Origin of the sequence: Pantoea sp. B550 (assembly GCF_024158165.1) — a bacterium.
Classification (GTDB): Bacteria; Pseudomonadota; Gammaproteobacteria; order Enterobacterales; family Enterobacteriaceae; genus Pantoea; species Pantoea alfalfae.
This window is the reverse complement of sequence record NZ_JAMYXI010000001.1, coordinates 335,329-356,290: the sequence shown is the minus strand read 5'-3', so window position 1 is coordinate 356,290 and position 20,962 is coordinate 335,329. Positions and strand designations below refer to the sequence as shown.

The window sequence follows — 20,962 nt, the reverse complement described above, 5'->3', positions numbered from 1 at the left end:
CACAAATTGGCAACAAAATTTACATGTCAACTTAACATGTCCATAAAATGGGCATTTGATCCCGTGAGGTGGCGTGTGAGTCAGCAACTGTTATTACGCGATGAGAGCGAAGCAATTTTCAGCCTGCCGGACAGGGAAGACGCTGACGGCTGGGATGCGCTGTTATGGCAGAGCTGGCAGCGTTTCATTCAAGGCGAACAGCCTCCTGCGCTGCGACAAACTATTCTGCATTCCTGGCAGCGTTCGCAGCAGTACGCTATCGATCCGCACTGCTTTATCTATACCGCCCCGCCAGCCAGTGAGCTGACGGCAATTCTCGAAAACAATGCAGAACTGATTCTTGTTGCGCGCAGCATCATGGAAAATTTGCTCGCCTATAATCCGGATGGGCACATTAACCTCACCGACGCACAGGGGGTAACGCTCCATTTTTGCGGGGCCGACCTGACACCGGTCGGCAGTATTCTGCGTGAAGAGGTATTGGGCACTAACTGTACCGCGCGCTGCCTCATTGAACAGCGGCTGGTGTACGTGCTGAGCGGTGAGAACTGGAAGTTTGATCTGCGCAAACGTCGCCGACAGTGCGCTGCGGCACCGGTCCGCAATGAAAATGGAGAGTTGATTGGTGTGCTGACCCTGACCGCCACGCCGGATAATTTTAACGCCCACACGCTGGGTACGGTTCAGGCGGCGGCGGAAGCTGTCGGGCAGCAACTGATGTTACGACGCCTGCTGGCTGAACAACAGTCCATTCTGGAGACGCTGAATGAAGGCGTTATTGTCTGTGATAAACAGGGACGCATCAAAACGCTTAACCGCTATGCGCGCCAGATTTTCAGCGGGCTGGAACCACGCGATACTCCGATTGATGAACTGCTGCGACCGCAGGCCGGATCGCTGCTGACCATGCCTTTCTGTAATGACCTTGAGCTGCAGTTCAGGCCAGCAGGCCTCGCTCCCCTCTCCTGCCTGATATCGTTAATGCCCGCTCCGGATGGCGGACGCGTGCTGTCACTGCGTGAAAATCAGCGTATCCGCGCGATTACACGACGTGTAATGGGTGTGAACGCCAGTTACACGTTTGAAATGATCCGCGGCCACTCATCACGCCTGCAGCAGGCGATCCATAAGGCACGCGTCAGCAGCCGTACCGACAGCACAGTGCTGCTCAGCGGCGAAAGCGGCACCGGTAAAGAGTTGTTTGCTCAGGCCATTCATAATGCGAGTCCACGCCATCAGGAAGCCTTTATCGCTCTGAACTGCGGCGCACTCCCGCGTGATCTGGTGCAAAGCGAGCTGTTTGGCTATGCCGATGGCGCCTTTACCGGTTCACGTCGTGGCGGTTCACCGGGCAAATTTGAACTGGCTGACGGCGGAACCCTTTTTTTGGATGAGATTGGTGAGATGCCACTTGAAGCGCAAACCAGCTTATTGCGTGTTTTACAGGAGAGCGAAGTGCTGCGTATTGGCGCTGCGCAGCCGGTGAAAGTTAATGTGCGCATTATCGTAGCAACCCACTGCAACTTACCTGAAGCCGTAGAGAAAAACGCGTTCCGGCGCGATCTCTATTATCGTCTGAATGTGATTTCACTGGAAATCCCACCATTGCGCGATCGTCGTGAAGACATTCCGGAACTGGTGAACATTTTCATTCAGGCACTCTGCACGCGTCTGAAGCGTATTCCACCGGTGGTCGCGCCCGAGGCAATGACATGTCTGCAATCCTGGGATTGGCCTGGAAATGTGCGCGAACTCGAAAATGTTATTGAGCGTGTCGTTAACCTGAGTGAAGGATTTGAAATTACCCGATCCGATTTGCCGGAATCGCTGCAGGAGAATTTACCCAGTGATGTGTCCGAAGATATGCCATCCTCACTGCAAAATCTTGAGCGTATGCATATTTTACAGGTTGTAAGTGATCAACACGGGAATCTGCGTCAGTCGGCCCAGTTGCTGGGCATTTCACGAACAGCGTTATACAACAAACTGAATGGCTGGGAAATCGATTACCGTGCTTTCAGAAAAAACATGCCTTAATCTCTGCAATGGCCTGACTGATTAGCGGCATAAAATCGTATCCGCTGCTGACCAGCAAGATGCCGCAAATTATCCAAATCACGATAAATACTCCCGCCGTTATGCGACTGACAGGACCTCTGCTGGCCTGCACTGCGCTTTCCCGATGCTCATGCGTGACTTCGGCTGGAATGAGATGCACCACCAGCATGATGCCTGATGGTTCGATGATCAGGTCATTGAGATAGCCGATAATCGGAATGAAGTGGAGATCAAGTCGATGGGGGAAACGGCTTTACGCATCTGTATAGCTGCACCTTTTACACGCGTGCTGCGTGCTAAAAACGATCTTACTCATCAATTCTTAGCATCAGAGATATTCGCATCCCAGACTTTCATCACGGCGGATACCGCCGCATCCAGTTCTTTACCGCTTGCCCCATCCCGGGCTTCCGTTGACAGGCCGAGTTCAAAACTGTGGAGCGTTACCGCCAGCGCCCGCACGTCTGTACTGGCAGCCAGCTGTCCCGCCTCTTTCGCTCTCGTGACACATCGCAAAAATCCCGCCCTTGTCCGTTCGCGCTGCACAGTCAGAATTTCACGGATGTGATCATTAGCGGGTGAACAGGTATTCACGGACAGCGCAATCAGGCAGCCGCTGGGATGCCCCGGTTCTGTCTGCATTTTTGCCGAACGGCGCAATGCCAGTTCGACAGCTTCGCGAGGCTCAAACGTGTCATCCCACAGGCAATCGTTAACCTGGCCGTAAGTCGACGCATAGCATTCAACCACCTCCTCAAACAGCGCCTCTTTTGATCCAAACGCAGCGTAAAAACTCGGTGCGGTAATACCGTTACCGAGGTTCGACTTAAGCATGGCAAGCGAGGTGGACTCGTAGCCATACTGCCAGAAAAGGGTCATCGCCTGACGAATTGCCTCATCACGATCAAATGTCCGTGGACGTCCCATCTGAGCCATATCCGCTCCTGTTTTTACCTGTCAGATTTAAATACTAATCGATACATATGTGCTTGACAAGGCTCAGGCCGGTCTATAGCTTCAGATATATACCAATCGATACATTAATCAGAAAATTTTCTGCCACAAGGGTTTTCACGCTATCAACGATTTAAAAAGGGGCTCACGTGCACACCACTTCAGAATTCCATGAAACCACCCCCCAGCGGGGTCTGCCTCTGGCTTCCCTGCTGGCCTTTGCCATGACGGGCTTTATTGCCATCCTGACAGAGACACTACCGGCAGGTCTGCTTCCGGAAATCGGCGAAGGCCTGGGTGTTACTCAGGTGATGGCGGGCCAGCTGGTCAGTATTTATGCGCTGGGATCGCTGCTTGCGGCGATCCCGTTAACGGTGCTGACCGGTGCATGGCGGCGTAAAAAAGTTCTGCTGCTTGCCGTCGGCACCTTTCTGATTTTCAATACCATGACCACCCTTTCGTCCAGTTACTGGCTGACGATGGCGGCCCGTTTTATGTCGGGTGTGGCAGCCGGACTGGCATGGGGGATCCTGGCAGGCTATGCACGCCGCCTCGTTCCTGCTGCGTTACAGGGTCGCGCACTGGCTATTGCTATGGTTGGCATACCGGTGGCTCTGTCGCTAGGTACGCCGGCAGGCGCATGGCTGGGCAGCCTGATAGGATGGAGAGTGTCCTTTGGGATCATGGCAGCCCTGGCCGTGATTCTGTTCATCTGGACATGGATCGTGGTTCCTGATCTGCCGGGGCAGCAGTCAGGCCGTGGCCTCCCTGTGTGGAACGTTTTACTGATGCCCGGAGTCACACCCGTTCTGGCGGTTATCTTTCTGTGGATGACGGCACACAACATTCTTTACACCTTTATTGGCCCGTTCCTGCAGCTGTCGGGACTGGCTGCAAACGTCGGACTTATCCTGCTGGTTTTTGGCATTGCGGCACTTATCGGCATCTGGATTACCGGAATGCTGGTAGATCGCTATCTGCGCAATCTGGTTCTGCTCAGCCTTGCGGCCCTGGCGGTTGTCTCTGTGGTGCTCGCCGCAGGCATGCGGCAACAGGTTCTCGTCTTTCTGGCCGTCATCGTCTGGGGATGGTCGTTTGGCGGCGCGTCAACTCAGATGCAGACGGCCGCTGCCGACTCGGCGGGCAATTATGTCGATGTCGTTCAGGCGATGGTGACTACCGCATGGAATCTGGCCATTGCCAGCGGCGGGGTCGTTGGCGGGCTGCTGCTCAATAATGCCGGTGCTGAGTCATTCCCCTGGGCGCTTCTGGCCTTTATGGCTGTTGCGTTTGTCATCGCCTGGCGTGCGAAAAAGCACGCCTTCAGGCCTGGCGTCAGAGGCGGTTCAGGGAAGTCGTAGCCACGTAAATTGTCTGAAACCACACATTTCTCTAATTTGCTTTGCAATCTGCGACACGGATGTCCGCCTGAAGATGCTGAGCAAAATGGCGTTCCTGCATCGCATTGCGATGAGGAACCTTGCCTGAAACGGACTAACAAAACAGGTCACTTTTATTTCAGGAAAAGTTCTAAGGACATCACCTTTTGGCTGTCATCGGTGACGCTCACTTTTTGACGTCCGAAGATCGGGTTACTGAAGTGCTGGTTTTTATGAAATCTGACAACTCAGTACCTCGCGCGGCTACTACTCAGTCGTGGAAAAGCCGCGGGCGGCGGCAACGCTTCCGGGTCAGCAGGCACGTTGTTAAGCATCCGCAAAAATGACGCAGCCCAGTGATGGCTGTTGTGCATATGCAGGCCTTTCATCAGACGGGCGTGCAGACAGCGCCGTTCGTGTAACGGCATCTGCAGGGCGCGATGGACCGCACTGGCCATGGCATCAGGATCATAAGGATTGACGATGATGGCACCTTCCATCTGCCCGGCGGCACCGGCAAACTGCGACAGGATAAGTACCCCTGGATTTTTCGGGTCCTGCAGCGCGACGTACATTTTGGCCATCAGGCTCATGCCCGCCATGAGCGGCGTAACCAGCGCAACGCGTGAGGCACGATAGATACCGGCCTGCTCTTCCCGGCTGTAAGCGTGAGTCAGATAGTTCACCGGATACCAGTTCATGGTGCCATGCACACCATTGAGTTCTCCACATTGCGCTTCCAGAGCGTGACCGAGTTGTGACGCATCATGTGCGTGTCCGGCTGCTGGCGGCGCAAGCTGCAACAGCGTGATATTTTTCTGGTAGCAATCATGCCTCCGCAGCAGCACCTCCAGCGTGCTGATTCGATAAGGTAGTCCTGAACTCTCATCAAGATGGCCGCCGCTCAGTACGCTATTTTCGGGCAGACTTTCGCGGCACTGCATTTCCATATAGGCGCAGCTGTTACTCTCACGCAGAGACTCAACATCGTCGAGGTCGATCCCGACCGGGAACACACCAACGTTGATGATCCGGCCATGAATGCGAAAGCTGTGCGCTTCCAGCCATTCCAGCCGGAATTCGCTCTCCAGCCAGACGAGGAAGTTATTCATATCCTGCACGGTCTGAAAGCCAATCAGGTCACAACACAACAGCGACTCTGTAAACCAGCGCCACTCGGGTATGGTTTCAAACATTCTGCCAGCCGGGAAAGGCTGATGCAGAAAGATGCCGACTGAATTGGGCAGGCCCTCTTCGCGGATGTAGCGGGCACAGCCCAGCAGGTGATAATCCTGAATCCAGATAACATCGTCTGGTGTGGCATTTTCACAGATGGCCCGCGCATAGGCTTTATTAATGTTTTTATATTCCTGAAAACCATTGGTGGAAAAACGGGCCATGTCCGGACGCTGGTGGAAAACAGGCCATAGCCCTTTATGAATGTAATTATGGTATCCCTCATTAAGCTCGCCCGGCGTATAGGGGAAGGTCACGGTTTCATACCGATCGTGCTGCTTCGCAACATCGGCTCTTGACGCATCCTGAGAGATAACCGTGCTTTCACCATTCCAGCTAATCCAGAGGCCGCCCAGCCGGGAGAGTATCCCGTCATAAACTGCAGTAAGCGTCGAGCGTTGCGATTGATTATGAGAAACAAGGATAAGGCCTGACATGGTGTGTTCCCTGATTGAAGGCTGTGGACAGGCGATCAAGCCTGGCAGCCTGCGGCTGTTAAGCTGAGGTCGGAGGATAAACTGGAGAAAACCGCTCATGAGTGCGCGCCCTGTCCGCTTAATGCCTGCTGGCGCTTCTGGCGCAGATTGAATCATTAATCCCATCGTGCAGAGTCGTCACCCAGACGCCAGGCAGTGAGGGAAAGGCGATGAATCCGTTACGCTCAAAAAAATCCGGCACGGGTTCACCCATTGCAATAATACGGCGGCAGCCTCTGGTGCCCGGATGAGAAACACAGCAGTGCAGCAGCCAGGATCCAAGCCCGACAAAGCGATACTCCGGCGAGATAAACAGATTCCGGATTACCCAGGTTTCAGCCATGTCAGTTACAACCCGGGCAAAACCGATTTGTCGGCCATTACGATAAAGCCCGAAGCACAGGCTGTTGTTGAGGGCCAGAATCAGCGCGCGGCTGTCGGGTATCGTTGTGCCCAGCCATTGCGCAACCAGACGATAGTTCAGCAGTGACGGATCGGTACTGGCCTCAATAGCATCCCGGAACCACTTGCGGGGCGAAATGAGGCGAAGGCGCTGCTGCTCAGCAAGATCGGCTAATGCCGCCTCGCGGCAGCCCGGTATGGACCAGGGCTTATTAATGCATTTCATTCACGGCTTTCCGATAAGAGGCGCACAAGCGCCCGGTGCCGTCAATTAAACCGGGAGGCCCGTAAAAATGGCGTAAAAAGAGGCTGGTGAAGTGTAAAAACGCTGCAAAACAACTGCCGCCATGGCATTAGCGGGCGAGTACGGCGTGAAAGTCAGCGCTGGATGGTGGTGAGCTAACCGGGAACTGGCCTGGATCTGCCTCTCTCAGCAAAAGTATTGTTCAGAGAAACCTGTTTAAACGGGCATAAACAAAAGGCGCTAAAGGCTTTCAGGCTATGGCTGCTGGCGGAAATGCGTCGGGGAACATAACTCTACTTAACCGTGATCCTTAGTTCTCTGAGCGGCCCTGAATATGCTCACGGAGAAAAGCCCTCGGTCAGAGGGCTTTAATTAGTGTGCACTCAAACCATGACGCTTACAGACGAAAGGCATTCACTGCTTCACGTAACGAATGTGCCTGGGCTGAAAGTGACTGCGATGCCGAAGAGGATTCCTCAACCAGTGCAGCATTATTCTGCGTGACGCCATCCATCTCATTGACCGCAATACTGACCTGAGAAATGCCCTGCATCTGCTCTGCTGAGGCAAGTGAGATGTTGTCCATCGCGTCGGCCAGTTTTCCGACCATAGCATTGATATCAAGGATGCTCTTGCCTGTTCCGGTTGCGACAACAACACCACTTTCAACCTGTGCTACGGCTTCTTCAATCAGATGTTTGATATCTCTGGCAGCCGTGGCGCTGCGCTGAGCAAGCGTCCTGACTTCACCGGCAACGACGGCAAAACCCCGCCCCTGTTCGCCCGCACGAGCGGCTTCTACCGCAGCGTTGAGCGCCAGAATATTGGTCTGGAAGGCGATTCCTTCGATAACGGCAGTAATATCCCGGACTTTCACTGCGCTTTTGGAAATATCATTCATCGTCTCTGACATCCGCTGCATATCGTGCTCGCCCGACCGCGCCAGGGTAGCGGTTTCGCGTGCAGAGTCCGCAGTCTGCTGCGCACCCGCTGCATTGCTTTTTACCGTGACGGTGAGCTGTTCGATACTGGCGGCAGTTTCCTGTAACGCGGCAGCCTGCTGTTCTGTACGGGAGGAAAGTTCGGTATTGCCCTGGGAAATTTCATCAGCAGCCATGGCTACCGAAGCGGAGGAGTCTTTGATATGGGAGACCAACTTGCGCAGATTATTTTGCATGCTATCCAGGGACGCCATCATGCTGACGGTATCCCCCTGACGAAGTGTCACCGTCGTTGTCAGATCCCCTGCAGCAATCGCGGCGGCCAGGCCCTGCGCATGAGAAGGTTCGCCACCCAGTTGAACCTTGAGCCAGCGGGTAATCAGGCCACTCATCACAAACCCCAAAATGACAAACAGGGTCGTCAGAAACGCCAGCGTTACATAAACACCCGAGAGCGCCTGCGTTGAGGTTTCCGCCGTTTTACCTGTAACCCGCGCCTGATAATTCACCATGCCGTCCACTGCGATATGATATTGAGTAAGCGCAGGAATCAGTTCGCTCCGAAGCTTATCCCGGAACGCAATAGCATCTGGCGTAAACACATTTTGCTCAGCCTGACGAAGCGGACCTGATGCTACTTCAATTTTATTGAGTTGCGTGGAAGCCTCTTCAACTTCAGCAAGATTAATTCCAGGAATGCTTTTAGCACCGTTGATCAGCTGCCGGAAATGCGCAGTGGTATTGTCATTCGTGGTCTGTAAGACAAAAAACTGCGTTTTAAGTTTTTCTTCTGTCTGGGGCTGAGTGCCTGCAGCCCCAGAGACTAAAAGAAGCGCCTGCTGAGTCAGGTTATCTTTTAGCGTTTGAAGTGCCTGAAGATCGCCAAGGCGCGCGCGGGTCAACGCCTGCTGTTCGCTGGCGGTATTAAGTTTAAACCCGGCAAAACCTGTTACAAAAACGCCCGCTAAGATGACAGTGAGAAATGCTGCGGTGAGCATAACGCTTAATTTTGTTTTTTTGTTGCTCATCGCTGAACACTCCGACGTCTGATTTATTAAGTTATTACCGACGTTCCGCACCTGTGGCTCGCTGGTCCCTTCCGTCTTTATCGGCAGCGAGCATGAAAATTGCAGTAAGGAAGCATGCGAGGCGCAATAATTTCTGGGGAAGAGACTATTAATAGAAGAGGGATGCCATAAGAGAGTGAGTTTTAGTAAGACTGAGCGCCAGAGATGTGAAAGATCTTTCACCTCTTTTTACGAAGTAAATTATGCAGTTTTTGCCCAAAAGGTGTATGGAAAGCGTGAGAATGGCGCTCTGGCGCGTTGTGCATTTGATTCTGTTACTTGCTTAATTATCTGGCCCTGAACTGGCAATTTTTTTCAAAGAGTCAGACCCTGAAGTTTCGCAAAGGAGTCAGAAATTAATCACATGCGACCTGTCACCGCTAAAATAACGCGCAACATTATCAAATGCCGTTCTGAAATAGAGCGCATAGCTGGCCTTTTCAACATATCCCAGGTGCCGCGTACACAGTACATTGGGCATCTGCAGGTAAGGATGCCGGGTGTTGTAAAGCGGTTCCTCTTCGTAAACATCCAACGCCGCAAATCCAGGCCGCCCCTGTGTCAGGGCAGTGTGCAACGCGCCGTCATGAACCAGTTCAGCCCGGCTGATATTGACGAATAACGCATCAGTTTTCATCAGCGCGAGATCGGCTGGCGTGATGTTGCCTTGCGTCGCAGCCACCAGCCGCTGGTGCACGGTTAACACATCGCGCGTGGCGAAAAATTGCTCCCGACTTTCGGGAACCGTCCATCCGTCTGCTCGTGCCTCTTCCTGCGCACGCGAACTTCCCCATACCTGCACCTGCACCTGCATCCCAAAAACGGCAGCATAGGACGCAAGCCGTTTACCAATTTTCCATAGCCCAGAATGCCGATGACCTGATTGTGAATCGCAGATCCGATTTCTGTCTGCCAGTGCCCTTCGGCTATTGCATTCACCGACGAGACAAATTTTCGGCGGGAAGCCATGATTAACAACCAGGTTAGCTCAGCAGGCGCAACCGGTGAGGCACTCCCTTCCACAATGGCAACACCCGATCGCGTGCAGGCATCACTATCGACATTTCTCGTCAGCTTACCCGTCTGACTGATCAATTTAAGAGGTGGCGTGCGTCGCAGAAAGGCTTCGTCAATAACCGTCCTTTCGCGGATAAATATCAAAGCTTCAGCCGATAACAGCTATTTCTCTGCCATCGGGTCCATGCTGACATTGCCCAAAGCAGCGCAATGAAAGCTGTTATCACTATGTAGAAAATCCAGTTTTTGAGTGGCAAACTGATAATCATCTGGGATGACGATATGAATGGTCATTAAGAAACCTCATTATTTGACAGCTGTGCACACATTTAAACGTTAATAATTAAAAGCTTTATCAGTTTTACAACTTTGGGACTCATTACCTTTGCTAATATTCATTGTCAGCCTGTATCGTTATTTATCCTTTTATGACCACGAACATTACAGGTAACTTTCCCCCACCTATCCTTATTCATCTGCTCTGAGCTAAGCGACCATTTTGAATGTGGGTTAATACCCACGTCGGTGTCATGCTATTACGATATAATGAAAAGTAAGTCGAAGCCGATAACGATAGTGAATTAGTAGTCTTACTCACCAGCATAAGATATGAACACACAGCAAATGTAATAAAATATTGCCCAATTAAACAGTAAGCCAGTATTGAGATAAGCCGTCATATGAAGCTGTTTATCTTAATGATTATGCTGGAAAAAAGATTAAACCAGTATGCGATTGTCGACAGAGTTCGCTGAGTTTATAAAGCCTGAATTGCAGAAAAATTTTCGTTAACAGGCTGAAAATTATGTATTTACGGGAATGAAATGAAACCTGGTGTAGAAAATGATGAAACGCGCGAACGTTTGCAACAGCGTATTAAGCTGGGCGAGTTTCGCCCGTTTTTTCAGCCGATAGTTTCTCTGGAAGATTTGCGCGTGATGGGGTTTGAGATGCTCGCGCGGCACATATCCCCGGAGGGTATCGCAACGCCTCCTTCAGACTTCATTCCGGCTATGGAGCGAAGTGGTCTGCTCGACGAGCTGATGCTCAGCCTTATGGCACAGGGTTTCAAAGTTGCTGCCACATGGCCAGAACAGCAGTTTATATCGATGAATGTTTCTCCTTCGCAGCTTGATGGCAGGTATCTTACTGAAATTATAAGGAATACAGCCAGTGAATTTCAGCTCGATCTTGCAAGGTTGAAGATTGAGATAACTGAAACAGCCCTGTTAAATGATATCAATACCGCCCGGACAGAGATTGAAGCCCTGTCACGTATGGGTTGTAAGATTGCAATGGATGATTTTGGAACAGGCTATTCCAGCCTCGCCTGGCTGATTCAGTTACCGGTTAACACGCTTAAAATTGACAGCAGTTTTATTCGCTCCATGCTGCACAAAAAAGACAGCCGCAAGATCATTTCCAGCGTCGCCGGTCTGGGCCGAAGCCTTGATATGGATGTGATCGCGGAGGGCGTTGAAACCGAAGAACAGGCTGAAATGCTCCGGGGTATAGGTTGCCTCTATGCGCAGGGCTATTTGTTCGGGAAACCTGTCTCAGGAGCGGAAAGCTGCCGGATGCTTAATGCAGTACCAGATAAAGGATCGCTGCGGCGGGTTGCGCGCCTTTCCCTCGATCAGCGAGCGCATCAGATTTCATCCATGTATGCGATTCCCGGCACGTCTATTTGTTTTCTTAATCCGGAACTGGTGATCGTTGATGCAAGTGACACGTTTGCCGAACGGGTCGGCTGGGCTCCGCAGGATCTTATCCATAAATATATTTATGAAGTTATTCCGTCTCAGGCTGAAAAACTACTCTGGCTGCAGGAATTCCGATTGAAAGGACTTCCCTATCCCCCTTATGAGGTTGTGCTGCCTGACGGTTCGTCCGATCTGGTCATGGTGACCCGGGTGGAAGATGAGGCCAAGGATTTACTGGGCTTTTGTGTATTTGGTGTGAAAATGAGTGACCGCAAGCGCCATTAAGCTGAACGTTTTTTTCAGCGTGATGACACTCATTAACGATCAACATGGCAGATTGCGGTGTGCCTATCTCACCTGCGCTTCATGTGCCTTCAGGATTTATCTCTTCAATAAGCATCTCGCCCTGATTATGGATATTACCGACTTTGGCTGAAACAGGGTGCCAGGTGAAATCCTGCTCGGGTAAGGCGGCCTCATGTGCAATGTCCTGTGCCCGACCGGGTGTGGTTTCAGCACCGAGCCATTCGCGTACCGCGTCCGCCCGTAAAACCAGTGGACGGCGGTCATGAATATCGACCATGCCTTTGTTGCTCGCCGCTGTGACGATAACAAATCCCTCATGTCCATGGTCTTTACCGTAAGGCGCCCTGCCGATCGCGGCGAAAAACAGCGGTTCCTTCGCTTTGTGGTGGATAAAATATGGCTGTTTCCTGTCACCCTCACGCTTCCACTCGTACCAGCCATCGGCAGGTACAATGGCTCGTCCCTGCTCCCATAACGGCTTAAACATACGGCCGGTTGGGGCTGTTTCACTCCGGGCATTGATTAGCGGCTGCTTATTCCACCACTCAGGATCGTAGCCCCAGTAAACCGGGTCCAGGTGAAGTTCATCATCCCGCTCATTGAGCAGCAGCACGTTGGTGCCTGGCGCAACATTGAAACGCCCTATAGGTTCCGGATCATAAATGATTTCATCGGGCTTCAGTCCCAGAGAGTCAAAGTAATCGTCTCTGCTACTGTACTGCGCAAACCGTCCACACATAGGTACCTCCTGGCATAAGGATAGACCGGTGTTGATTAAGTCATGATCAAAATATCAACTTTCTGGCTGAAGATATCGCGCCAGCTGTCGAGAATATAGTAAAGGGAATGCAGAGAACGGAATAACCTGAGCGGATCCGTGTTCACCTTTTCTGATGGCAAGCCAGGTTAAGCAAACTTGCCTCTCTGCCCCGGACATAATTATTGATTGCTGACCCTGCCGACAGAAGAAGGGCGCTGAATCGATGTTACCCGGCGACTGCACTGTACAGCACATCATTAAGGCGCTGTGTGATTTCAGCTCTTAGTCACAGCGTGATATTTAACCATCAGGAAAATAACAAATGAGCCTCGTTTATATACCTGCTCTCATTCCACTCTTATTAAAAAAAGAGAATGAGAAAGGAAGCCCGCTTACAGAAGAGGAAGTCAGCAGTATCAGGGATAGCGCCACCTGTATCGAAGTGGCAAGCGATATTGCTTTTACAATGGCAGAATGCCGCGGATATTTTGATATCAACCCTGAAAAATGCTGGGATGAATGGCGAGTGTTCAGGAAGAAGGGTTTAGATTCTACTGGCGACAAATGATAACTGCATCGCGGTAAACCTCTGCACCTCACGTTTTACGGGTCCGCATCTGATCGCAGTACTTCAGAGATCGACATAGTGATAGCATCAGTTCTGGCTGGCCGACGGCTTACTGCATATCGATCTGATATTCAACGCTTTCGATAGTCGTATAGGCTTACTGCGGGGCGAAATGTATCGGAAATTCGTCTTTCAGAAAGGCGAGTCTCATTGGAAAAGTCTGAGCCTCTACAGCTTGTTTAATTGATTCAATAGCAGCCGTACACAGAGCGGGATCTCCGGCCTGAACGTCGATGCTTACCGGAGGCTCGCCTGCCGGCTGCCTGATCCTTACATCACATGTTTTACCGCGATAAGAATCTGCATCAAAAAAACGATATTGTATGGCTGTTACAGCCTGGCAGAGCCAGAGCTGCGTTTCACGCTCCTGAATATGCTGTGGTGTCTGAGCTTCGCACTGACTTTTAATCTCTGACGCATCTGGAGTCTTGATTCCCTGCTGTCGGATGTGATTTGTACTCATGTGGCATCCGGAAACTGCTAATACCGCAGTCAACGCAATTATTTTTTTCATCATTACATCCCTGTTGTTTGATCAAATTTTGTCCCATCAAGGCTAAAGACTTTATATCCACAACCGGCTGATAAAAATGCTGATTTCATCTAATCAGTCATCTGCGAACCTTCAAGAAAAGACAAAGTTTGTCGAGCGCCTGCACTGCGGTTACCCAATCAAACGCATCTCTGTATAAACAGTAAATTTTTCTATCCTAAAATCAAATAAGCGGTCGTAGTTAAAAACGTTGTACCACATTTCCTGCGAGCGAGAATCTTCCACTCTTTTCAAACCACTGCGTTAGCGTTACTATATACGAAACATATACGTTTCATATAAGGCTCATATGGGTATCGTAAAGATCTCCGACCTGATGCATGAAAATTTGCGCATCGCCAGTCAGGCGATGAGCCGTTCGATCAATGCACAGGCAGAACACTGGCTCAAACTCGGTATGCTGGCTGAACTCTATCCTCAGCAGACCCAACACCAGCTGGCACAGATGCTGGTCCGGCTTGAACTGGACGGCGGCGCTGATATCCGCACTATGCTCCAAAAAGAGCGCCTCACCACACAAGGAGACGTGTTATGAACACCGTTAAAATTCATACCGCCGCAGAGATTGAGATGGCGCGGGCAGCCGGACAGGCTGCCGCTCAGGTACTGGCGATGATTACATCGCACGTTCGACCCGGCATTACCACCGAAGAGCTGGATGATATCTGTCACGACTTCATTGTGAATGAACTGAAGGTGACACCCGCGAACATCGGCTACCACGGCTATACCCGCACGACCTGCACGTCGGTCAATCACGTGGTGTGCCACGGTATACCAGCCAGCAAAAAGCTTAAGGATGGCGATATCGTTAATATCGATGTGGCGGTTATTAAAGATGGCTGGTATGGCGATACCAGCCGGATGTATTTTGTCGGCACGCCGTCAGTACGTGCAAAACGTCTGGTAGAGATTACCTATCAATCGATGGTTGCGGGGATCAAAACGGTCCGTCCAGGCGCGACACTGGGTGATGTAGGTGCGGCAATCCAGCGTGTTGCAGAAGCTGCTGGTTTCTCTGTAGTGCGAGAATATTGCGGTCACGGCGTGGGTGAGATTTATCACACTGATCCACAGGTGCTGCATTACGGCACGCCAGGCGAAGGGCTGCCACTGAAGGCAGGAATGATCTTTACCATTGAACCGATGATTAATGCCGGTAAAGCCGGAACCAGCGTGCTGTCAGATGGCTGGACGGTCGTTACCAGGGATCGCTCGCTCTCGGCGCAGTGGGAACATACCATCGCCGTCACTGAAGAGGGTTTCGATCTGCTGACGCCGTGGCCTGAAGGCACTGGCGACTACCCGACAATTTGATCACTCAGCCTGAGGACGCGTCCCAGGCTGACTTCTTCATTTGCTCCTGACTGCACTGAGTATGTTCAGCGAGTCTGAATGCCATATCTTCACATTGTTGCGGCCGGCGCGCTTAACCTGATAAAGCACCTCATCAGCACATCTCAGCCACTCATGAATCGATGCCGCATCATGTGCTGCTGCAATCCCAATACTCACCGAACACTGAAATGTGGATGACGCTGGCAGCCGCAACAGGGCAATCCCCTGCCTGATCTGCTCTGCCAGCAGCAGGATGCTGGTTTCATCCGCATCCCGTACGATCACACACAACTCATCACCGCCAAAGCGGGCGGGCACATCTTTCAGGCCGACGCTGTCACGCAGCAGTGCCGAAATCTCTGTCAGCAGAAAGTCACCCGCTTCATGCCCATAGGTATCATTAACCTGTTTGAAGTGGTCGACATCCAGCAGCATTAACCAGGCTTTGCCCTCGCCTCGCTGCGTGCGCAAAAACTCACTTTCAAGCCGGCGCTCAAACAGCCGACGATTAGGGATTTTCAGGCCCGGATCCATTAGCGCAATGCGTTCCAGCTCGCGGTTCTTCTGGCGCAGACTCAGCGTCAGATTATATGACACCACGCTGAGTGCCAGCAGATACAGGCTGGCCAGCGGCAGTGTCAGCCAGACGGTTCGGGTACTGAACGTCAGCACCAGCGGAGCCTTTTCCGCTGACCAGACCAGCACAAAGGCAAACAGAAAGGCCTGCAGCGCAGATTTCAGTTGAACCCAGCCGCCTGCCGAGTAACGATCGGAGATCAGCACCGCCATGATAATAATTGAGGGCAATGGACTCAGGGCCATCGCAGCAACCCAGACGCCGCCAAAAGCGGCATCCAGTGTCAGATTCTTACGCTCAAAGCCGGTAGAGTCGCGTGATCGTAACGCCATTCTGTAAGCGATATACGGCCAGATAAAGGCATTGGTACACAGAAGAGCACAAAGTGCCGTGCTTTTTCCCATCTCCATCAGAACAGACAGAATAGGCAAAAAACAGAGAACGGTGCCGAGCTGGCGCATCATGAACATACGACGCACAAATCGCATCGAGCGGTGCTTCAGTTGAACATCATCAGGAGTGTAATAATTCATAGGTGAACTGAAGCAGCGACAGGTAAGGCATTTTATCGGCATTAAGTAAAATAAGATAAACCTTTTTACAGAATGTTCTTATTGCCTGTCTGTTAAATTACCAGATCGTAATCATATTTCTTTGGAGCGAAGTTGTGGCGAAAAAATGCCGCGCGACTTGTTGCGCGCGGTAGCAGACTATCTGCGGCCTTTGACAATCGAGGCAGACCAGCTGAAATCACTGACTTCACTGGCGGTGAGTGACTCAGGTTTCTTTTTGCGAACCGGTTTTTTCTTCTCCTTTTCTGCCTTTGCTCTCTCCTTTTCCAGCTTGCTGGTCATCACCATCTGCCGGGCTTCGCTGTTGAATTCTTTCTCTTTTTTACTATCCGGTTCTTTACCGGTTCGCTGACGGTACTTTTCAGCCAGCCCTTTATAGGTTTGTTCGACGGCCAGACGTTCATCAGCATTGAACTGATCAATGGAAATCATCTTCTTATCGCTCATAGCGGCGTGTCCTGTGGCAAATTGTCCGCTCAAGTGTACCGCATCCAGGCCCCATTAACGCAGCAAATGGCAGGCTCATATTCCCTCACGTCCCTGCTATCAGGTAATTTCTCTGAAAGGCGCGCCTTAGCCCTGTTAAAAATAAGGTTATCTCTTAATATAAAACTAATGTTCATCAGGTTTACTGGTAGTGACCACGTACTGCCGAGGAGCTGAAGGAATGATTAAAGAGACCGATCGTCTGTCACAGGCGTTATTACGGCGGCATGGGATTGGCGTTAAGCAGAAACGTATACACTTTCGTGGCAGGGATTTATTGTTTCAACTGCATAATGCCCGCTATGAAGTTTTCAATGGCGATCGCTGTATCGCGACCGTTGAAACGAATAATATCAATGACGCGATTAAGCAGTTTAAAGCGCTGGACAACCCTGCGGAGAAATAAGCATGCCAGCTTACCGTCTGTTCCAGAAAAACCAGACAGTCAGGGCCGTGAATCATGTCAGCCAGGATCAGCAGGACCGGTTAGTAGCGGAAGGCTATAAAGAAGTATGGGACGTGGTCAATGCTGATAACGCTGATGCGGCGCTTTTGCGCTATCAGCAGTTGCGTCACGATGAGGGTAACGCTGCGCAGAACTTTGCAACGGATTCGCTGTTCAGCTCTCTTCTGGGTCTGATATCCCGCTAAGTCAGCATGGGGCTGCAGGTTTACGGGCGAAGTTACTGTTAATTCATGCTGTGCTGATTAGAATAGAGAAAATTTCCCGTACACAGGTTTCTGATGAAAATCACTATTCACAAAGAAGATGAGCTGTTTATGCACAACTTCTTTGCTGCACCCTGCGATACCTTTGATACAGACTCACTTGAGGCACAACACATTCAGCAATCGCTTCAGCTGGCCATCCAGCAGAAGAATGCAGAGGCAGACAGCGACTGGAAGCGCAGCCTGACTTTTCTGCTGTTGTTTCTCTTTTTATATGCTGCGCTGGGTGCCTCGCTGACGCTGGATCTTAGCACCAGAGGCGCTGCGCATAAGAGTATCGAATATGCGCTGGAAGCCATTCCGGTGCTCATCGCCTTCTCGGGCTTCTTCATCTCCATTCTTTATCTCTTCCTCACTCGCGCCAGCGCGCGGAAGCAGCGTAACTGGGAAAAAAGTATTCTGGTGCTGGAGAAGTACGCCATCGGTAACCTGTTTAAAGCAACGCATACTCAGGGTGGCGGCACCAGCAATTACTCTGTGTCCAGTCTTTCAATTTCGCTCGCACTGTTTATCTGTGTGACCTGGCTGGTGATTTATAACTATCTGACGTTTACCACCAGCGGCGTTTTTGGCAGTGTGATTTCGCTTTTCATCAGCACGATGGTTTATGTCATTCTGGATATCCAGCTGCTCAAGCCGTTTATTCATGTAGTTGAGCAGGATGAACCCGAAAAGAGTAACGCGGATAAAAAGCAGGATTAGCTGACAGCGTCAGGTAGCAATGCAGATACCCGGTCATCGAGCCGGGTATTTTTTTGCCCGGCTTTTGCTGTCAGACTAACTGAGTATCGGGGCTGATGCAGGCACGCTGTTAAGCTTACAATTAAAAGTATGTTGTAACTATAAACCTTACTTTTTTCGTGTTCACCTCTGCCGACGGAGGGAAAATGACCCGCCTTTACGGCGGGCCAGGCGAATCACCAGCGGGTTTTCTGCATATCGATAACGAAACGATATTTCACATCGCTGGTCAGCATACGTTCAAAAGCAGACTCCACCTCTTCACCGGTGATCATCTCTACGTCAGCCGTGATGTTGTGTATGCCACAGAAGTCGAGCATCTGCTGTGTCTCCTGAATGCTGCCGATCGAGGTTCCCGTAATACTCAGTCGGCGGAACACCATTGGCGTGACATTGGGTGACGGATGCGGTTGATCGGGTATCCCCACCAGCACTAACTGACCGTTGGTTTTCAGCGTGCTGAGATAAGGATCGAGGTCATGAGGGGCAGCAACACAGTCGAGGATAATATCCAGCGACGCCTGACATCCTGCCATCTGGGCTGCGTCTCGCGAGATCACGACGTTTTTGGCACCCAGCCGACGCGCATCTGCCCCTTTCGCCGGAGAGGTCGTAAACAGGGTCACTTCTGCACCCAGCGCGCTGGCCAGCTTAACCGCCATATGGCCCAGTCCGCCCAGACCGACCACCCCTACACGATCGCCTGCTTTAACATTGAAGTGCTGTAAGGGTGACCAGACGGTCACGCCAGCGCACAGCAGTGGAGCCACCGCGTTCAGCGCCAGATTATCCGGCACTGTGACCACAAAATGCTGGTCGGCGATAACGTGCTGCGCATAGCCGCCAAACGTCGTGTTGCCGGTATATTTATCGGTGCCGTTGTAGGTCGGCGTGAAACCCGCCTCGCAGTACTGCTCTTCGTGCTGCTGGCAAAAGTGACACGTCCGGCAGGAATCGACCATCACGCCAACGCCAACCGTCTCTCCAACAGAGAATTTAGTGACGTTGTCACCTATTGCTACCACACGACCCACAATCTCGTGACCGGGCACCAGCGGATAACGGCTGACGCCCCATTCATTGCGCGCCATATGCAGGTCAGAGTGGCAGACGCCGCAGTAGAGAATCTCAATTTTTACATCATCAGCCTGCAGATCGCGTAACTCAACCTCACCTGTCCGGAGCGGTTGATCTGCCTGAGTAGCGACCAGCGCGTTAATTTTCATCTGTTGCCTCTTCTTACCTGATGGTCGTAAAGAAAGCGGCACACTATAGACACACGGAACCGCTTTTGATAGTAGTTACCTTTTGGTTACCATGAAATGGGATGGCGATTATGCCGGTCTGGGTTGACGGGAAACTCTGTTTTTACGCGGACTCACCGCCGCGCCGCCTGCTGGAACTGTTTTCGGTGAAGTGGAGCACAATGGTGCTGCATGCGCTTTTTCACTGGCCGGACAATCGGGCGCGCACGGGCGAACTGGAGCGTAGTCTGCAGGGCATCTCGAAGAAGATGCTGATTCAGACGCTGCGTGAACTGGAACAACGCGGCCTCGTGTCACGCCATGTCTGGCAGGTGGTGCCGCCAAAGGTGGAATACAGCCTCACCGCGCTGGGCCATACCTTCGCACAGCCGATTGAGCAGATGTATCAGTGGGGACTGGAGAATCAGGCTGCGCTGGATGAAATGGAAAATCATGCGCGCAGCCATCAGGAGAGTGGCGGATAACACGCCGTCCGTTATGCAGGTTAACGCCTCTTAGTCGAACGGGAATTCACGCGCCAGCACGCGCGCAATCACATTCAGCGCGCCTTCATCATTGTTGCTCTGCGTCTGGTAGCGTGCCACGGCGGCGACAGCGTCGGCCGCATTGGCCATTGAGAAACTGAAGCAGGCCTGGCGCAGCATCTCGATATCATTCGCGCTGTCACCAATCGCCAGCACTTCACAATCACTGATGCCCCATTTTTCCTGTAACAGCGCGATGCCGTGGGCTTTATGGCAACCGGGAATGATGAGGTCAATAAAACCAAAGCCGCTGGAAACCGGATGCATGATATTTTCCAGCTCGCCCAGACGGGCATGCAGGCGTTGCAGCAGTGCCTCTACCCCTTCATGTTCCAGCTTAAGCGAAAACTTGAAGATGGTGTCGTCAATGGCATAGAGGTCATCCCGCTTTTCCAGACGATGATAGTGGTTTGCCAGCTGGTCCATCACCTCGTCAGAGGCAGAAGAATGCATATAGGCACCCTTCCGTCCACACACCACCACCGCGATGTCCGGTTCATGTGCCAGAATATCGAGAATCTTGTGCACCTTCTCCTGCGCTAACTCACCACAGAAAATCTCTTCATTGCAGTCAGAGACCCAGGCGCCATTTTCTGCCACGAAAGCGATCTCATCTTTGATGTCGGGAAAATAGCGCTGCAGCTGGTAATACTGATTACCACTGGCCACCACAAAACGGATGCCCTTCTGCTTCAGCAGCGCATACTGACGTGAAAACCGCTGAACGTTGTACTGCTTATTATCGTCCAGAAAGGTGCCATCCATATCCACCGCAATCATCTTAACCGCCATCTCGCCTGCCCCTTTACGTTCGCCGTTCTGTCCTGTCGGCTGATTGATTTGATTCATAAAGCTTACTCGCTGTGTGGATTAATGAGAATGCAAATAGTGACTTTGCTAACGGCTTTCAGAGCGTTCCGGTTAAGAAGTTGTGTTACAACGCACGTTTTTTATCGTTAAAAGGATGTTAACCTCGACCGCAAATTACGAATGAAGGTTATTTTAA

The 20,962-nt window shown here is 51.6% G+C and carries 20 protein-coding genes and 1 pseudogene; 10 read left to right on the top strand and 11 right to left on the bottom strand.

The features are described from left to right. The first annotated feature begins 75 nt into the window (after positions 1 to 75). Positions 76 to 2,037 (top strand): sigma-54-dependent Fis family transcriptional regulator, encoded by a 1,962-nt coding sequence (locus tag NIM72_RS01675; protein WP_371876257.1) that lies wholly within the window; start codon positions 76 to 78, stop codon positions 2,035 to 2,037. 336 nt (positions 2,038 to 2,373) lie between these two features. On the opposite strand, the gene NIM72_RS01670 is transcribed toward NIM72_RS01675, so the two are convergent. Beyond that, positions 2,374 to 2,994: a TetR/AcrR family transcriptional regulator gene (locus tag NIM72_RS01670; protein ID WP_222925779.1), complete on the bottom strand. Its 621-nt coding sequence runs from the start codon at positions 2,992 to 2,994 to the stop codon at positions 2,374 to 2,376. Positions 2,995 to 3,161: 167 nt separating this feature from the next. Here NIM72_RS01670 and NIM72_RS01665 point away from each other — a divergent pair, with 167 nt between their 5' ends. Further along, positions 3,162 to 4,373 (top strand): MFS transporter, encoded by a 1,212-nt coding sequence (locus NIM72_RS01665; protein ID WP_253418096.1) that lies wholly within the window; start codon positions 3,162 to 3,164, stop codon positions 4,371 to 4,373. 266 nt (positions 4,374 to 4,639) lie between these two features. Here the strand turns inward: NIM72_RS01665 and NIM72_RS01660 are convergent, their stop codons facing one another. The 4 genes and pseudogenes from NIM72_RS01660 to NIM72_RS01645 form a co-directional block, all read right to left on the bottom strand. Then, positions 4,640 to 6,064, bottom strand: coding sequence for a trehalose-6-phosphate synthase (locus tag NIM72_RS01660; protein WP_161736484.1), 1,425 nt, complete (start codon positions 6,062 to 6,064; stop codon positions 4,640 to 4,642). 118 nt (positions 6,065 to 6,182) lie between these two features. Continuing rightward, entirely contained in the window at positions 6,183 to 6,731 is a 549-nt protein-coding gene (locus NIM72_RS01655; protein WP_161736483.1) for a GNAT family N-acetyltransferase, read from the bottom strand. Positions 6,732 to 7,146: 415 nt separating this feature from the next. Then, entirely contained in the window at positions 7,147 to 8,718 is a 1,572-nt protein-coding gene (locus tag NIM72_RS01650) for a methyl-accepting chemotaxis protein (protein ID WP_253418356.1), read from the bottom strand. Positions 8,719 to 9,106: 388 nt separating this feature from the next. After that, positions 9,107 to 10,068 (bottom strand): annotated as a pseudogene (locus NIM72_RS01645) (D-2-hydroxyacid dehydrogenase family protein). 530 nt (positions 10,069 to 10,598) lie between these two features. Here NIM72_RS01645 and NIM72_RS01640 point away from each other — a divergent pair. Further along, a complete protein-coding gene (locus NIM72_RS01640; RefSeq protein WP_253418094.1) occupies positions 10,599 to 11,762 on the top strand; it encodes an EAL domain-containing protein in 1,164 nt (387 codons plus the stop codon). Positions 11,763 to 11,841: 79 nt separating this feature from the next. Here NIM72_RS01640 and NIM72_RS01635 read toward each other — a convergent pair whose 3' ends face one another. Next, positions 11,842 to 12,522 (bottom strand): SOS response-associated peptidase family protein, encoded by a 681-nt coding sequence (locus tag NIM72_RS01635; RefSeq protein ID WP_161736697.1) that lies wholly within the window; start codon positions 12,520 to 12,522, stop codon positions 11,842 to 11,844. Positions 12,523 to 12,865: 343 nt separating this feature from the next. Here NIM72_RS01635 and NIM72_RS01630 point away from each other — a divergent pair, with 343 nt between their 5' ends. Then, on the top strand, positions 12,866 to 13,111 hold the full coding sequence (locus NIM72_RS01630) for a hypothetical protein (RefSeq protein ID WP_161736698.1): 246 nt from the start codon (positions 12,866 to 12,868) through the stop codon (positions 13,109 to 13,111). A gap of 157 nt (positions 13,112 to 13,268) precedes the next feature. Here the strand turns inward: NIM72_RS01630 and NIM72_RS01625 are convergent, their stop codons facing one another. After that, positions 13,269 to 13,688, bottom strand: a complete 420-nt coding sequence (locus tag NIM72_RS01625) for a cell envelope integrity TolA C-terminal domain-containing protein (protein ID WP_237566769.1) — start codon at positions 13,686 to 13,688, stop codon at positions 13,269 to 13,271. 325 nt (positions 13,689 to 14,013) lie between these two features. On the opposite strand from NIM72_RS01625, the gene NIM72_RS01620 reads away from it, so the two are divergent. Together NIM72_RS01620 and map are read left to right on the top strand one after the other, a co-directional pair. Continuing rightward, positions 14,014 to 14,259 carry a ParD-like family protein gene (locus tag NIM72_RS01620; protein WP_161736699.1) on the top strand — a complete coding sequence of 82 codons (246 nt, stop codon included), beginning with the start codon at positions 14,014 to 14,016 and terminating at the stop codon, positions 14,257 to 14,259. Next, entirely contained in the window at positions 14,256 to 15,041 is a 786-nt protein-coding gene (gene map / locus NIM72_RS01615) for a type I methionyl aminopeptidase (RefSeq protein ID WP_222925773.1), read from the top strand. The genes NIM72_RS01620 and map overlap by 4 nt, the downstream gene beginning before the upstream one ends. A gap of 36 nt (positions 15,042 to 15,077) precedes the next feature. Here map and NIM72_RS01610 read toward each other — a convergent pair whose 3' ends face one another. Together NIM72_RS01610 and NIM72_RS01605 are read right to left on the bottom strand one after the other, a co-directional pair. Then, a complete protein-coding gene (locus NIM72_RS01610; protein WP_161736701.1) occupies positions 15,078 to 16,172 on the bottom strand; it encodes a sensor domain-containing diguanylate cyclase in 1,095 nt (364 codons plus the stop codon). A 177-nt stretch (positions 16,173 to 16,349) separates the two neighbouring features. Beyond that, a complete protein-coding gene (locus tag NIM72_RS01605) occupies positions 16,350 to 16,658 on the bottom strand; it encodes a hypothetical protein (RefSeq protein WP_161736702.1) in 309 nt (102 codons plus the stop codon). A gap of 220 nt (positions 16,659 to 16,878) precedes the next feature. On the opposite strand from NIM72_RS01605, the gene NIM72_RS01600 reads away from it, so the two are divergent. The 3 genes from NIM72_RS01600 to NIM72_RS01590 all read left to right on the top strand — a co-directional run bounded on the left by NIM72_RS01600 (position 16,879) and on the right by NIM72_RS01590 (position 18,128). Next, positions 16,879 to 17,103 carry a hypothetical protein gene (locus NIM72_RS01600; protein WP_161736703.1) on the top strand — a complete coding sequence of 75 codons (225 nt, stop codon included), beginning with the start codon at positions 16,879 to 16,881 and terminating at the stop codon, positions 17,101 to 17,103. Positions 17,104 to 17,105: 2 nt separating this feature from the next. Further along, positions 17,106 to 17,348 (top strand): hypothetical protein, encoded by a 243-nt coding sequence (locus NIM72_RS01595; protein ID WP_161736704.1) that lies wholly within the window; start codon positions 17,106 to 17,108, stop codon positions 17,346 to 17,348. 93 nt (positions 17,349 to 17,441) lie between these two features. Further along, the gene (locus tag NIM72_RS01590; RefSeq protein ID WP_222925772.1) at positions 17,442 to 18,128 is read left to right on the top strand and encodes a hypothetical protein; all 687 of its coding nucleotides are present in this window, start codon (positions 17,442 to 17,444) and stop codon (positions 18,126 to 18,128) included. A gap of 215 nt (positions 18,129 to 18,343) precedes the next feature. Here the strand turns inward: NIM72_RS01590 and NIM72_RS01585 are convergent, their stop codons facing one another. Then, entirely contained in the window at positions 18,344 to 19,393 is a 1,050-nt protein-coding gene (locus NIM72_RS01585; protein WP_253418092.1) for an NAD(P)-dependent alcohol dehydrogenase, read from the bottom strand. A 110-nt stretch (positions 19,394 to 19,503) separates the two neighbouring features. On the opposite strand from NIM72_RS01585, the gene NIM72_RS01580 reads away from it, so the two are divergent. Next, positions 19,504 to 19,896: a helix-turn-helix domain-containing protein gene (locus NIM72_RS01580; protein WP_150037431.1), complete on the top strand. Its 393-nt coding sequence runs from the start codon at positions 19,504 to 19,506 to the stop codon at positions 19,894 to 19,896. 30 nt (positions 19,897 to 19,926) lie between these two features. Here the strand turns inward: NIM72_RS01580 and NIM72_RS01575 are convergent, their stop codons facing one another. Next, positions 19,927 to 20,748, bottom strand: a complete 822-nt coding sequence (locus NIM72_RS01575; RefSeq protein ID WP_222925796.1) for a Cof-type HAD-IIB family hydrolase — start codon at positions 20,746 to 20,748, stop codon at positions 19,927 to 19,929. Positions 20,749 to 20,962 lie beyond the last annotated feature (214 nt).

Coding starts and splice junctions, on each gene's coding strand:
- NIM72_RS01670 (WP_222925779.1), bottom strand. CDS start 2,994: ATGGCTCAGATGGGACGTCCACGGACATTTGATCGTGATGAGGCAATT.
- NIM72_RS01660 (WP_161736484.1), bottom strand. CDS start 6,064: ATGTCAGGCCTTATCCTTGTTTCTCATAATCAATCGCAACGCTCGACG.
- NIM72_RS01655 (WP_161736483.1), bottom strand. CDS start 6,731: ATGAAATGCATTAATAAGCCCTGGTCCATACCGGGCTGCCGCGAGGCG.
- NIM72_RS01650 (WP_253418356.1), bottom strand. CDS start 8,718: ATGAGCAACAAAAAAACAAAATTAAGCGTTATGCTCACCGCAGCATTT.
- NIM72_RS01640 (WP_253418094.1), top strand. CDS start 10,599: ATGAAACCTGGTGTAGAAAATGATGAAACGCGCGAACGTTTGCAACAG.
- NIM72_RS01635 (WP_161736697.1), bottom strand. CDS start 12,522: ATGTGTGGACGGTTTGCGCAGTACAGTAGCAGAGACGATTACTTTGAC.
- NIM72_RS01630 (WP_161736698.1), top strand. CDS start 12,866: ATGAGCCTCGTTTATATACCTGCTCTCATTCCACTCTTATTAAAAAAA.
- NIM72_RS01625 (WP_237566769.1), bottom strand. CDS start 13,688: ATGATGAAAAAAATAATTGCGTTGACTGCGGTATTAGCAGTTTCCGGA.
- NIM72_RS01620 (WP_161736699.1), top strand. CDS start 14,014: ATGGGTATCGTAAAGATCTCCGACCTGATGCATGAAAATTTGCGCATC.
- map (WP_222925773.1), top strand. CDS start 14,256: ATGAACACCGTTAAAATTCATACCGCCGCAGAGATTGAGATGGCGCGG.
- NIM72_RS01610 (WP_161736701.1), bottom strand. CDS start 16,172: ATGAATTATTACACTCCTGATGATGTTCAACTGAAGCACCGCTCGATG.
- NIM72_RS01605 (WP_161736702.1), bottom strand. CDS start 16,658: ATGAGCGATAAGAAGATGATTTCCATTGATCAGTTCAATGCTGATGAA.
- NIM72_RS01600 (WP_161736703.1), top strand. CDS start 16,879: ATGATTAAAGAGACCGATCGTCTGTCACAGGCGTTATTACGGCGGCAT.
- NIM72_RS01595 (WP_161736704.1), top strand. CDS start 17,106: ATGCCAGCTTACCGTCTGTTCCAGAAAAACCAGACAGTCAGGGCCGTG.
- NIM72_RS01590 (WP_222925772.1), top strand. CDS start 17,442: ATGAAAATCACTATTCACAAAGAAGATGAGCTGTTTATGCACAACTTC.
- NIM72_RS01585 (WP_253418092.1), bottom strand. CDS start 19,393: ATGAAAATTAACGCGCTGGTCGCTACTCAGGCAGATCAACCGCTCCGG.
- NIM72_RS01580 (WP_150037431.1), top strand. CDS start 19,504: ATGCCGGTCTGGGTTGACGGGAAACTCTGTTTTTACGCGGACTCACCG.
- NIM72_RS01575 (WP_222925796.1), bottom strand. CDS start 20,748: ATGGCGGTTAAGATGATTGCGGTGGATATGGATGGCACCTTTCTGGAC.